This window comes from Pseudomonadota bacterium, assembly GCA_026388275.1.
GTDB lineage: Bacteria > Desulfobacterota > Syntrophorhabdia > Syntrophorhabdales > Syntrophorhabdaceae > JAPLKB01.
Map to the genome: position 1 here is coordinate 71,293 of JAPLKB010000034.1, position 13,476 is coordinate 84,768.

The 13,476-nt window shown below is 41.9% G+C and carries 14 protein-coding genes; 10 read left to right on the top strand and 4 right to left on the bottom strand.

What is annotated here, in order from left to right:
• Positions 1-197: 197 nt before the first annotated feature.
• A complete protein-coding gene (locus NT010_09280) occupies positions 198-1,142 on the bottom strand; it encodes a ParB/RepB/Spo0J family partition protein (protein ID MCX5806239.1) in 945 nt (314 codons plus the stop codon).
• Positions 1,143-1,785: 643 nt separating this feature from the next.
• Between NT010_09280 and NT010_09285 the strand changes: the two genes are divergently transcribed.
• The 4 genes from NT010_09285 to NT010_09300 are packed head-to-tail and all read left to right on the top strand — an operon-like array spanning position 1,786 to position 5,319.
• Positions 1,786-3,075 carry an FAD-dependent oxidoreductase gene (locus NT010_09285; GenBank protein ID MCX5806240.1) on the top strand — a complete coding sequence of 430 codons (1,290 nt, stop codon included), beginning with the start codon at positions 1,786-1,788 and terminating at the stop codon, positions 3,073-3,075.
• A gap of 10 nt (positions 3,076-3,085) precedes the next feature.
• Positions 3,086-3,367 carry a 4Fe-4S dicluster domain-containing protein gene (locus NT010_09290; protein ID MCX5806241.1) on the top strand — a complete coding sequence of 94 codons (282 nt, stop codon included), beginning with the start codon at positions 3,086-3,088 and terminating at the stop codon, positions 3,365-3,367.
• A 1-nt stretch (position 3,368) separates the two neighbouring features.
• Entirely contained in the window at positions 3,369-4,280 is a 912-nt protein-coding gene (locus NT010_09295) for a phosphatidylglycerol lysyltransferase domain-containing protein (protein MCX5806242.1), read from the top strand.
• A gap of 25 nt (positions 4,281-4,305) precedes the next feature.
• Complete coding sequence (locus NT010_09300) at positions 4,306-5,319, top strand: M28 family peptidase (GenBank protein MCX5806243.1); 1,014 nt, start codon at positions 4,306-4,308, stop codon at positions 5,317-5,319.
• Between the two features lie 24 nt (positions 5,320-5,343).
• Here the strand turns inward: NT010_09300 and NT010_09305 are convergent, their stop codons facing one another.
• On the bottom strand, positions 5,344-5,994 hold the full coding sequence (locus NT010_09305) for a TIGR00730 family Rossman fold protein (GenBank protein MCX5806244.1): 651 nt from the start codon (positions 5,992-5,994) through the stop codon (positions 5,344-5,346).
• 131 nt (positions 5,995-6,125) lie between these two features.
• Here NT010_09305 and NT010_09310 point away from each other — a divergent pair, with 131 nt between their 5' ends.
• On the top strand, positions 6,126-6,935 hold the full coding sequence (locus NT010_09310; protein MCX5806245.1) for a DUF72 domain-containing protein: 810 nt from the start codon (positions 6,126-6,128) through the stop codon (positions 6,933-6,935).
• A gap of 188 nt (positions 6,936-7,123) precedes the next feature.
• Positions 7,124-8,062 (top strand): ROK family protein, encoded by a 939-nt coding sequence (locus NT010_09315; protein ID MCX5806246.1) that lies wholly within the window; start codon positions 7,124-7,126, stop codon positions 8,060-8,062.
• Positions 8,063-8,082: 20 nt separating this feature from the next.
• Here the strand turns inward: NT010_09315 and NT010_09320 are convergent, their stop codons facing one another.
• Both NT010_09320 and NT010_09325 read right to left on the bottom strand, forming a co-directional pair.
• Entirely contained in the window at positions 8,083-8,304 is a 222-nt protein-coding gene (locus NT010_09320; protein MCX5806247.1) for a type II toxin-antitoxin system HicA family toxin, read from the bottom strand.
• A gap of 2 nt (positions 8,305-8,306) precedes the next feature.
• A complete protein-coding gene (locus NT010_09325; protein ID MCX5806248.1) occupies positions 8,307-8,522 on the bottom strand; it encodes a type II toxin-antitoxin system HicB family antitoxin in 216 nt (71 codons plus the stop codon).
• Between the two features lie 666 nt (positions 8,523-9,188).
• Between NT010_09325 and NT010_09330 the strand changes: the two genes are divergently transcribed.
• From NT010_09330 to NT010_09345, 4 genes are all read left to right on the top strand, one after another.
• Positions 9,189-10,409 carry a PD-(D/E)XK nuclease family protein gene (locus NT010_09330; GenBank protein MCX5806249.1) on the top strand — a complete coding sequence of 407 codons (1,221 nt, stop codon included), beginning with the start codon at positions 9,189-9,191 and terminating at the stop codon, positions 10,407-10,409.
• A 39-nt stretch (positions 10,410-10,448) separates the two neighbouring features.
• Positions 10,449-11,063, top strand: a complete 615-nt coding sequence (locus NT010_09335; GenBank protein ID MCX5806250.1) for a hypothetical protein — start codon at positions 10,449-10,451, stop codon at positions 11,061-11,063.
• 396 nt (positions 11,064-11,459) lie between these two features.
• Positions 11,460-11,741: a TIGR04076 family protein gene (locus tag NT010_09340; protein MCX5806251.1), complete on the top strand. Its 282-nt coding sequence runs from the start codon at positions 11,460-11,462 to the stop codon at positions 11,739-11,741.
• Positions 11,742-12,096: 355 nt separating this feature from the next.
• Positions 12,097-13,452: a phosphomannomutase/phosphoglucomutase gene (locus tag NT010_09345; GenBank protein ID MCX5806252.1), complete on the top strand. Its 1,356-nt coding sequence runs from the start codon at positions 12,097-12,099 to the stop codon at positions 13,450-13,452.
• The last annotated feature ends 24 nt before the right edge of the window (positions 13,453-13,476 follow it).

A 13,476-nucleotide genomic window follows, 5' to 3' on the forward strand; every position in this document is an offset into this window, starting at 1 on the left:
GATAACCCACTGGATTATTATCGTATAATTAAATTACATTTGCAAGTCTTCACAACACCTGATAATCGGGTCGTTTTTCTTTCGCCGTGGCTATTGACCCATCTGTCATTCTTCTTGCGAATCACTCACTGGTGCATCGCTTAAGACGCACAGACAACGTTCAAGTCCTTTGTAACTAATGTTGAACACCTAACTCTTTATATCTGCGGAACAGGTTTTGTTACCGGTTTTATTGGCACACTTTCCGGGGCTGTTTTAATCTGCTGTTCTATCAATGAGGATAAAACTTTCAATTCATCGAGAAATGTCTGAAGGTTTGATTTGGCGTACATACCGGTCTTCTTCTCAAAGTATGATTCTATAGTCTGCAGGCTTGCAACCTTTATTTTCATAGGTATCGGTTTAGGTTCTGTTGATTTGGGTTTTCTCCTTTTGTACGCGGTGAGTTTCTTTTCAAGCACTGCATTTGTTACAGGCGTCTCAAGTATTTCATCGAAGATGGTAAAAAAATCGGGGGTCCCAAGGTTCGCGGCAAAAAGATATCCCTGGGAAACCGGGAGTGTTCCAGCAGAAATTACGTCCTGAATTTTAGGGACGAGTTTTAAAAGCGATATCGTGCGATGCAGCGTCTGTATTGACTTTGCAGAGATTTCAATAATTGCTCTCACAGTGAGAGCAATTTCTTCAGCCAGGCCTTCCGGCCTACGGTTATAACTCACCAAGTCACTCATTACCCCGTCCACATTATAATTTTTATCAGGATGCTTTGCCTTAATATAGGCAAGCATCCCATTTGCCTGATCTATGGGATTCAAGTCTTCACGCTGGAGATTTTCAGTCAGTTGAATGGCAAGGATTTCATCTTTTTGTGTAATGGTATTTACTACCCTTGCCGGGATAATTTCAAGACCTGCATTGTAGGCGGCAAGATATCTTCTTTCTCCGCAGAGGAGGAGATATTTATCATCCTTTGGTGTTACAAGGACAGGTTCCAGTACACCCTTTTCTTTAATGGATGCCACAAGAGCTTTAAAGGATTCTGTTGTTTTGTCGATTGATGATCTTATCTGTTTTTCCAGTATGATGCTCTTTAATGGTAGATACTGAAATTCCTGATTCTCCATTGTCTTATTCGCTGCCATGTATAACCCCCTAGTTTTGTAAGTAATATCAAAAGATTTTTACTCTTTTGAGAGTGCTCTCCTTGTTCGGTCAGCGGCATGATTGTAATGCTCATCTTCGGCGTTCTGCATCGCCTTGTGCCCTCCAACATACATAAAGTATAGTTTCCGGTCTACAAGACTCACAGCCCATCCGAATCTGAAACATCACTGCCATGCCACTGCCCACTCAACCCGGATTCACATATACGATTATGTGAATCCGGAAACATTAAATTGTCAGTTTTCCTCTTCTCAACTTTATTTTTACATATTGATCGTAAGTATAAAAAATAATACATACTATTCACCCGCACATCCTGCGGGTAAAATTTACTTCTGCCTTTCTCTGTGTACCCTGCGTACTCTGCGAGAGATAAATGCTTTTGATTCTTCTATTAATAACAATTCCCCAACATTAATGTGCAGTTAAAGGTACAATTACATGTGTTGAAAATATTTGTCAAGAAGATTTTTGACTGAAGTTTCCTGGCTTTGTCTCGTAGAAACAAAAGATTAATAAAAAAAGATGTTGAAGGATAAAAATATCCAATAAAAAAAACCGGAAAACTTAATCAAATCAAAGTTGATTATTAAAGAAAAATAGTTTAATAATGAATTAATTATGGAAAAGATTGATGTAGTCATTGTCGGTGGGGGTCTTTCAGGGCTTGCCTGTGCGTATATGCTTGCTGAACAGAATATGCAGGTAATAGTTGTTGAGAGGGGGGATTTCCCCGGCAGCAAGAACGTAACAGGCGGAAGGCTTTATCTCGAACAAATCGGTGAACTTACAGGAACCATGTTTGATGGCGCTCCCTTTGAGAGAAAGGTCGTCAGGGAAAGGTGGAGCCTGCTGGGAGAAACAAATTCCATCGGAGTAGACTTTACCGGAGATAAATTCAGGCAGGAAGCTCACAGCTATACAATTTTAAGGGCACATTTTGACAGGTGGCTGGCAGACAGACTGATGGAGAAAGGCGTTTTTGTCATACCAAAATACAGGGTGGACTCCCTGTTATGGGAAGGCGAAAATGTGGCTGGTATAAAAGCGGGCAAAGAGGAGATATACGCAAACGTAGTGGTTGCAGCAGACGGCGCTCTTTCATTCATGGCTGAACAGGCCGGGCTCAGGCCTAAAATGAAGCCGAAAAGTTATGCCGTAGGTATTAAAGAAGTGATTGAGCTTTCCGAAGAGAAGATAAACGACAGATTTAATGTGGATAAAGACGAAGGTGTTGCACAGCTTTTTGTGGGTGATGTTACAAAAGGGATGTTCGGCGGCGGATTTCTGTACACGAATAGAGAGACAATCTCATTGGGCATAGTGGTTGGAATAAGGGCTCTTATGGAAAAGTCCCCCACCATAGAAGCGCATACATTGATAGATGCTTTTAAAGAAAGATATGAGATTAAGAGGCTTATTGATGGAGGCACGCTTGCAGAATATGCTGCCCATATAATCCCGGAATCAGGCTACAACGGCATATCGAAACTTTACGGAAACAACATTCTGGTAACCGGCGATGCAGCAGGTTTTGCCTTGAATATGGGCGTAACAGTGAGAGGTATGGAGTTTGCTATAGCATCAGGTATAATTGCGGCGGAAACAATCATCAAGGCAAAGTCATCGGATGACTATTCGGCAAAAACACTTTCCTATTATGAAGATAGACTGAAAGATAGTTTTGTCTTGAAAGATCTTTATAATTACAAGGAGATGCCTGAATTTCTCGATAATGATGATTTTTTCTCATATTATCCGAATCTTTTCCCTGGGCTTGTTGAAAAGGCAATGTGGTTCGGCAGGGAACCAAAGGAAAAGTTAAGCAAGACCATATGGGAAGGACTGAAAAATTCAGGCGCATTGAGCATGAAAGGATTAAAAATACTTTACAGAATGAAAAATATATAGGTGCCACGTAATGAAAGTTGATGAAAAACTTGCCCTTGATGCATTCAAAACAGACAGCAGGGACAGCCACATAAAAATAAATCATGATATATGCAGAAGTAAATGCAAAGCAAAATATTGCCTGTATATCTGTCCGGGGCATCTTTATACATATAACGAAGAAACTGATGAGATAGTTGTGGAATACGCAGGCTGCCTCGAATGCGGGACGTGCAGGGTAGCATGCATCGAAGGGGCTATTGACTGGACATATCCAAGAGGGGAATTCGGAATTCAGTACAGATTCGGTTAACATGTCAAAAATACCTGAATTCCCTGATTTCAAACCGATTGATTTACAAGATCGTGACATATTCAAAAATATATTAAAACAATGTCAACCTCGTGTTTCTGAGTGGACTTTTACAAACCTTTTTATATGGCGCTCTCTATACCGCTTTCAGTGGTCATGCTATAAGGACTGGTTAATGATAATATGCCGGGACAGCAATGATAGTTTTTATGCTATGGAACCAATGGGGCCGGCATCACGACGTGAAGCTGCCTTTGTCCTCCTTGAATGGCTCTCAAAGGAAAAGAACGCTTCTGATCCCCGTATCGAACGGGCAGATGAATTACTTGCCTCAGAGCTCAACGGTTTGAAACACCTTATAATTGAGCCTGCCAGGGAACATTTTGATTATGTTTACCTGAGAGATGATCTTGTGGCACTTGCCGGAAACAAATACCGTTCAAAAAGAAATCATATAAACCAGTTATTTCGTTCATATAATTTTGAATATGAGGCTCTGGACCAACATCATATAGACGAATGCCTTAAGCTTCAGGAAAAATGGTGCCTGTTAAAGCGCTGCGAAGAAGACCTGAACCTTTCCAGCGAATGGGAGGCTGTCCGTGAAGTGCTGCATAATTACAGCGCCCTTGAGCTGAAGGGCGGGGTGGTTATGGTTGAAAAAAAGGTTATGGCCTTTACAATAGGCGAATTGCTGAATGATGAAACAGCAGTTGTGCATATAGAAAAGGCCGATCCGGATATACCGGGATTGTATCAGATTGTAAATCAACAGTTCTGCGAAAAGGCATGGGAGAATGTGCCTTACATTAACAGGGAACAGGATCTGGGGTTGCAAGGCCTGCGTGAGGCCAAGCTTTCCTATTATCCGCACCATTTTGTCGAGAAATATATGATAAGGCTGATCCGCTGACCCGAGCAATGCATCTACAGGACGCATGAAAAATACCGCAAATTTACCAAAGAAGAATAAAAGTTTCTGCTTCATCGGGTATACAAAGTACACTTGTGCTTTAATAATCCTACTTATGTTTTTCACTGTTGACAATGGTTTTTCTGCAAACAGTCAATCAAAGTCAATAAACATACCTGTTAACATAAAACAAATGAGGCAGGACGTGGAAGCACTTACAACAATAGATCCGCCCAGAAATTATAAGAACATCAAATCCCTTAATAAAAGCGCTGAGTATATCCTCAAGGAATTCAATAAAACCGGTTGTACTACCCGGATACAGTCATTTGTTTATGATAAGAACGAGTATAAAAATGTGATTTGTTCCTTCGGCCCTGAGGACGGGGAGAGAATTGTAGTGGGAGCACACTATGATGTTCATGGAAATCAGCCGGGCGCAGACGACAACGCAAGCGGGGTTGCAGGACTTCTGGAACTCAGCCGTCTTGTAAATAGTCTGAAACCTTCTCTTAAATACCGTATTGATTTTGTGGCCTACACCCTTGAAGAACCGAAATTGTTCCGTACCCGCCATATGGGAAGCTACGTGCACGCAGAATCACTTGCAAATGCGGGTGTTCAGGTCCGTGCAATGATATCGCTTGAGATGATCGGATATTTCTCCGATACACCCAAATCCCAGAAATATCCGGTATTTTTCCTTAAATGGTTTTATCCTGACATTGGCAACTTTATTTCAGTAGTCGGAAAATGGGGGCAGGGAGACTTCGTTGAGAGCGTAAGAAAAAATATTTCGGAAGCAGCTAACATGCCAGTAGAGTCCATAGCCGCACCGTCCTTTCTCCCTGGTATTGATTTTTCAGACCATCAGAGCTTCTGGCGTTTTCATTATAAGGCGCTGATGATTACCGACACTGCATTCTACAGGAACCGTAATTATCATGAAACCACGGACACGATTGATACGCTTGATTTCAACAAAATGGCAGAGGTAGTAAAAGGTCTTTATTGGACCATTGTTAACCTATCCAAATAGTTGGAATATTCAAGGAACCATCTATTATAAAATAACGAATTTTTTTATGTACTCGGTAATCTCTTCAGGATCATCCATGATCCTGAATATATTCAGATCTTCTTTGGAGATTTTGCCCTGAGACAGAAGGGTACCATTAATCCAATCCATAAGCCCCTTCCAATATGAGGAATCCACAAGTATAACAGGAAATGGTTTTACCTTCTTTGTCTGGATAAGGGTAATGGCTTCAAAACACTCATCCAGCGTTCCGAACCCTCCGGGCATGATAATGTACGCCATGGCGTATCTTATAAACATGACCTTCCGTACAAAAAAATACCGGTAGCTTAATCTGAGTGTTGAGTATGGATTCGGTTTCTGCTCAAAGGGAAGTTCAATGTTTATGCCCACTGATTTTACCCCTGCCTCTTTTGCGCCTTTGTTCGCAGCCTCCATTACGCCGCCGCCGCCGCCGGTAATAATATTAAAACCGTTTTTTCCAAGCATCTTCGACAACTTAAACGTTTGTTCATAAAGAGCTTCGCCTTTTTGACACCGTGCGCTGCCGAATATGCTCACAGCAGGGTGTATATCGGAAAGGTTTTCAAACCCTTCAACAAATTCAGACATAATATGGAACAGCCTCCACGTATCTCTTAACGTGAATTCGTCGATTACATACTGTTTTTCCATGGCCGCTCCTTTTTACCTTGAGATTTGAAATGTTCATATATATTATTTAGATATTGGCAAAATATGTCAAATTAAAACGTAAACATGAAAAGGTAAAAGGATAAAGAGGCAGAGGCTGTGAACCGTGAAATGTGAACCATGAACAAGGCTTTATTATGGGCGATATACTTATAGGTACAAGCGGTTTTTCCTTTGATGACTGGGTGGGAGAGGTATATCCTGCACATATAAAAAAGCATGAAATGCTGCCATATTATGAAAAAACATTAGGCTTCAGGGCACTCGAAGTCAATTACACATACTATTCGATGCCTTCAAAGAAGACTATGGAGTCTTTTTCGATGAAAACATCAAGGGATTTTTCTTTTGTGGTAAAAGCCTATAAGGGCCTGACCCATGAAAGGACCGGAAGCCCCAAAGAGCAGTGCACACTTTTTAAGGACGGGGTAAGTCCTCTGGGTGACAGTCTGAAGGCGCTTCTTTTTCAGTTTCCTTATACGTTTCTGCCTGACAGTAAAAACATAGACTATTTGAAGATGCTTAGGCAAGAGTTTGAAAATTTTGAATCAATGGTAGAATTCAGGAATGCAAAATGGTTTGATAATGGATATCTTGATATTCTTAAAGAATTGTCTTTCGGCTGTTGCATTGTTGACGAACCCAGGCTGAAGGGCCTATTACCATTTTACCCTGTCCTTACGTCAGATACAGGATATTTCCGGTTTCATGGAAGGAACAAGGCATGGTTTAACGAACCGGTAAATGTTAGATACGATTATCTTTACTCGGAGAAGGAACTTGAAAAATTCGTTGATCCGATAATGGATATTTCCAGCAAAGCAGGGAATACCTTTGTATTCTTCAACAACTGTCATCTGGGCAAGGCAGTAAAGAATGCGCAGATGATGAAAGAGATGATAAAAAAAGTGAATAGTCGTTAGTGAACAGTGAATAGTGAAAAAACCGGGAAACGAAGGAGTTTACGGTTTGGTTCTGATTTTGTTTTTTACTATGTCCCGCATTAAGCGGGGTTAAACCATACACTAACAACTATTCACTGAGATTAATGAGTTACGGGTTTGATTTTTACTATTCACTGTTCACTAACGACTATTCACTGAGGTTTAATATGCGTATCGGTATTGATATTGGCGGCACAAAAATTATAGCCGGTCTGGTTGACGAATCAGGACGGGTTACCTGCAAGAAGAAGATTCCTGCTGAGAGCGAAAAGGGTTACGCGGCAGTCAGGGACAACATTGCCGGATTAATAAGGACAATTGTTAAGGAAGGCAATATTAAAACAGAAGAGGTGAAAAGGGTGGGCATAGCCTGTGCCGGACAAATTGATAAAACTACTAAAAATGTTCTGTTTTCACCGAATCTTGATTGGCACAATGTGTCTTTAAGAGGCGACATTGAAAAAATGTGCGGTATAGATACTTTTATTGAGAATGATGTAAATGCAGCAGTATACGGTGAATGGAAATTCGGATTGAAAGAAGTTCCCGATGATGTGATCGGGGTGTCTTTTGGAACCGGCATTGGCGGCGGAATCATTGTAGATAAGAAAATCTACAGGGGATTTTCTCATGTCGGAGGCGAGGTGGGACACATTATAGTCAATCCCTACGGTTACAAATGCCATTGCGGAAACAAAGGCTGTTTTGAGGCATACTGCGGAGGCTCATATATAATAGAAAGAGTAAGGACTGAAGTTGAGGAGGGATATCGAGGGAAACTATGGGACATAATAGAATGCAACATCGGCTCGCTCCATACAGGCCATATCGAAGAAGCATATCTGCTTGGAGATACTCTTTGCAGAAGAACATGGGGAGAAGTTATTGAATATGCGGGCGCTGCCCTGGCAAGCCTTGTAAATCTTTTAAATCCTGAGGTTGTAATACTTGGCGGCGGGGTTGTATATGGGTCAAAATATTTCATTGAGGATGTAAAGGCTGCGATGGAGAAAAGGACAATGCAGGCATCCCTTGCCGGCTTAAAGATAGAGAAAGCGAAACTCGGTGAAGATGCCGGTATTGTCGGCGCAGCGTTTGTGGAGTAAACAGCGGGGGATGTTTCCCGCTATAGTAATTCTAAAAACCGCTCTACAGTTAAACCGGCATTCCGGATCAATGCACGAAGCGTACCAGTGGACAATTCCTTATGTTGAGGTATGGACAGATTAACACGGACATCAGGTTTAACCATTACCACATGACTCCCAACCTGACCAATAGTTTGCCAACCATCTTTCTGAAATGCTTTAACCGCTTCTTTACCGGAAATATTTCCTAATTTACCCACGGTTACACCGCAACAACAATGGGTTGATAATCAGGTTTGCAAGAGAGTCCTTCCATTGCCTTTTGGTCTTCAGCCCATAACCAGGCAGTGATAGCTTCCTTAATATTCTCAAGCGCTTCTTCTTCATCTTTTCCCTGAGAGACACAACCAGGAAGCGCAGGACATTCGGCAACAATCCAGCCATCTTCGGCGTGCTCAAGCATGACATGAAAAATCATAATCCTTACCTCCAAAGTATTTTCAGTTTAATTCACCACTATAAATCCTCAATAAGGACTATAGAAAGGTTCAGTGTAATATTTTATCATCACTAAGCTTTTTAATCTCTATTATTTTTTACCTGTGTTGATTTGATATAAATCCATCTTATTTCCATAAAGCTGCAGTAACAACAACTGTATGCAGCAAAGTTTTGCCTGAAATAAATCATATCGAGTGGCAACCAATATTCTCTGCGTAAAAAACCTCATCGTAGAAATGGTCAGTTTGTGGGGACAGATACGCCTGGCAATCAGCGTCACAATTGAAGAGAGCAAGTGTTGATGAGGGAAAAACCCACATCAAAAACTTATTTTAATAACCCATAATATCAGATACTTACACGACACAAAAATGGTGAGGGAAAAACAAATGATTTATACTCACTGAACCACGTACAGCTTCTTGAAGTTGAGAGTTTGTCGTAATTACGATATGTATGCTATATTTCAGTCAGTAATAGATCGTATCTCTATTTCTTTAGTCCCGAGAATATTGAATTTCAACATTTATCATTAAGATTGCCAGTTGAAGGTCGTATAATTCTTGACAACCTATGTTGGCCCGAATAGTATTAGATAGAATGCCACTTATAGTAAATACATTTTTCATGTTGAGGTTCCATAATGACTGAATCAAACGAAAGCATGAATGATTTGAAACACCGCAGCCTGGCCGAATTCCTTGTCGGCAATAGTGAATTGGAGGAGTTGTCAGCAAAACTGAGTGAATTCAATATCCTTCAAGTGCTTCGCATCGAACAGGCAGAAATACGGCACAGTAATGTTTTGGCCTGGCTTCTAAACCCGAGAGAAAGCCACGGTCTGCTCGATACCTTTGTGAGACGATTTATCTCAACGCTATTGCTCGATAATGAGCAGGCCGACTTCGGTTTGTCCCCGGCCAAAGTGGAATTAATGAATTTCTCTGATGTGGAAGTGCGGCGTGAGTGGAGCAACATCGATCTGCTCATCTATAGCAAGGAAAACCGCCTCATTCTACTGATTGAGAAGAAGATACGGACCAAGGAATCCAAGGGTCAACTCGTCAAGTATAAAGAGCGCGTCAGGAAGACCTTCCCGGACGTTGATGTAATTATCCCAGTGATCCTTACCCTCGACGGTGACGAACCCTCAACGGCAGCTAAAGAATCGTATTATATTCCCTGGAGCTATGTTGCGCTCTATAAAGCGGCAGGAAAGGTAGCGGAGCAGAACCGGAGCCGCATACCTGAGGATGCACAAACGTTCCTCCGCCATTACCTGAACATTTTAAGGAGAGAAACCATGCAAGACAAAGAGCTTGAGGATTTATGTAAATCAATTTACCGGAAGCATAAAGGCGCCATAGATCTGATTGTCCAGTATGGTGCCACCACGGGGTTTGGAGAGGCTGCTGATGGCTTTATCACAAAGAACCATAGCAAATTTAAACAAACATACAGCGCACCGGGGGAGTTGTGGTTCGTTCCGAAAGAATGGGCGCGCGCAATGCACGAATACGAACCTGTCGTGGGTTGGCGATCCCCTTATCCAGTTTCACTCTGGTTTGTCAGATATCAACAAGCTCAAAAGGTAAGTATCATTTTGGAGGTAGGCCCAATGACCGACGGAACATTCCGTCAACAGTTGGTGAAGGCGTTTGCTAAAGCTGGATTTAGGACAACTGAAAAATCTTATCGTGAAGATGCAAGATATACACGAGTCTATTCCCGCTCTCACAAAGTTCGAGATTTAGGCGATTCCGATGAAATAAAGGAAGTTATAGAGGAGCTATGGCAACAAAGCAAAGATAAAGTTGCAGAAGCCACGAAGGTCATTAATAATTTCGGTTGGAAAAGGAAATGAGTACCGGATCACATGCGGAGATTCGGTTGACGAGGGTCTATGAAAATAAGAAGAAAGCCTGTTCGAAATAATACCGAAGATGCTGTGGTAACCACAGGAAAAGAAATTTCCAAGGGCGCTTTCCAACGCTGGGCAAAGAGCTACCGAGCTGCCGCCCGTCTCGATGGTTATCATGCTGCCGCGAGGACTCTATCCCTTGAGCACGACGACCATGCAACGATACGGCAAGCACAGCGTGCGGTCCGTGAGAACATCCAGCTTGTCTCGGTCGCAATGTCCTTTGCATTGCTCAACGAAACGGCTGATTTCGCGCCTATGATCGGCAAGCAGACTTACGATGCCGAAGCCTCCCCCTGCCGCTATATGGTTCTCTTTTTTGATTATGAAGGCAACACGCGCTGGCTCCTCGTCGATGAGCTGCGCGAAATAGACTTGGCGGACCAGGTCGCTGCGGGTCGTCTCTGGGCGCCAACTGTTGCAGAAATATGCATCCGCCACCCAGGGGAGCGGCCGTTCTCACGGGACGAGTACACACGCATCGAGAAAGAAGTCGAAGACGATCTACGGTTTGACTTAAATGAGAGTGAGTTGTCGATCGACTTCAACCGTTACTCCGTTGGGCTCCAGGTGTGTTTGGAGGAACTCGATGAATGAGTCCGTTCTGTATGGAATAATGAATGAACTAATCCGATAACATGATGCATTACTAACGGAAATTCTTAGAGTATTGTTTTATACTAACCATTTGCTAGCGAAGAAGACCCTGGTTCCAACACGTTGCGTATAAATCATTAGTTTTTCCCTCACGGTTTTTCCATCCACTAACATACCAATAATATTAAAATTATTGGTATCATTTTTAATGGTGTTTTTCACGTACGTCAAACATCGTATTGAGCTTTTTTGTGGTAGCTGTTAATTAAAACAAAATGTCATAGTTTATAAACTTGCATATAAATAAAGGTATTGTCAAAAGTTACATGATATAATGATGGTAATGTTTTGTAAATACAAGATGTTATGATATAAAATAAGGAGGAGGTAAAAATCATGTCAGAAGAAAAAGGAATAGGCTACCGGGTAGTCGGTACAATAAAGGAAGTAAAGGGATATTGCAATGCAGGGCATAAAGTTGGGGAAAAAATTGAGTTGAGCGGGCATCGCTCAGGCAATATGTGCGGTTTTTTCTATCATGATTTGTTCCCCTATGTTATTATGCTACAGTTTGGCGGTGGTTTCCCTGTCGAATGGGGAGACCCTGACGTTATTGAAGCCAGTTGTATGGATATAAAGAATGCAGTAACGATAGAACTAAGACGCATAAAAGAGTAATATATTATCTTTTAATAATAAGGCGTTTGTTAAAAAGTTATCAAGTTGAGCAATGGATAAACAGTACAAAAAAGGTACAAAATAAAATTTGAAAATGTATTTTTTATTCCGGGTTTGCATAAACATATATGCAAATCCGGTTTGAGTGGGCGACGGCATGTTGGGAATTTTGCAGATGTGGATGGGCTGCGAGATTTGCAGGCCGCAGACGTACTGAACGTACGTCGGAGGATCGCAAGGCGAAGCAGACCGCCGCAGATCAAAATTCCCAACATGCCGTTGACCGACCAAGAGAAAACCAAGAAAAACATAAAATGCAAAAGGACAATACCTGCAGCCATCAAGGGAGGGAAACATGAATAAAGAGATTTTTAGAGAGTATGATATAAGGGGCACAGTAGAGCAAGACTTAACTGACGATGTTGTGAAAAATATCGGCAGAGCCCTGGCAACATACATGTCCGACCGCGGTAAAATAAATGCATCTGTGGCAAGGGATGGCAGACTAAGCTCGGAACATTTTAAAAATCTTCTTGTTGAAGGCATGGTTGAAAGCGGCCTGAACGTCGTTGACCTTGGGCAGGCGCCTACCCCTTTGTTTTATTTTTCTCTTTTTAATCTCGGGATGGAAGGCGGAATTATGGTAACGGGGAGTCACAACCCGCCTGAATTCAACGGCTTTAAAGTAGCTTTTGGAAAAGCCACTCTTTTCGGTGATGAAATACAGGATTTGAGAAAAATAATAGAAGAAGAGAGATTTGTCCACGGAACAGGCTCCTTCAGAGAGTACAAAAATATCGTTGATGATTACTACACGTTTTTGCGTGGGAATATTAAACTCAATAAAAAATTCAAAGTGGTAATAGATGCCGGAAACGGTGTTGGAGGCGTGGTTGCTCTCCCTATTTTGAAGGAAATGGGGCAGGAAGTAATAGACCTTTATTGTGATGTGGACGGGCATTTCCCGAACCATTTTGCAGACCCGACAGTTGAAAAAAATCTTGTTGACCTCAGAAAAACGGTCGTTGAAACAAAAGCCGATGTCGGCATCGGCTACGACGGCGACGCCGACAGGATCGGTGTGATTGATAATGAAGGGAACATTATCTGGGGCGATTATCTTATGATCATTTTTGCAAGAGATATTTTCAGGGAGAAAAAAGGCGCCTACTTTGTGTCTGAGGTAAAATGCTCGCAGAACCTCTATGAAGATATTGAAAAGCATGGCGGCATTCCGATTATGTGGAAGGCAGGTCATTCATTGATAAAAAAGAAAATGAAGGAAGTTAATGCCGTTCTCGGCGGCGAGATGAGCGGGCATATGTTTTTCGCTGACAGATTTTTCGGATACGATGATGCCATTTACGCATCTCTGCGGTTCCTTGAGATCATGGAAAGAGATGGGAGGCCTGTTTCCGAGTTTCTAAAAGACCTTCCGAAGCTGTACTCAACACCCGAGATACGGATAAACTGTCCGGATGAAATAAAGTTCGACGTAGTTAAAAAACTGACTGAATATTATAGAAGTAAGTTTAAAATTATCGATATAGATGGTGTAAGGTTGGTACTCGATGACGGTTGGGGGCTTGTAAGACCTTCGAACACAGGACCCATACTTGTTCTGCGCTTTGAGGCAAAGACCGAAGAGGCGCTGGAAAGAATCCAGAAAATGGTCAATGAAGACCTTAACCGGATTATAAAGGAGAATTAACATTCAATAAAGAATCATAAATTA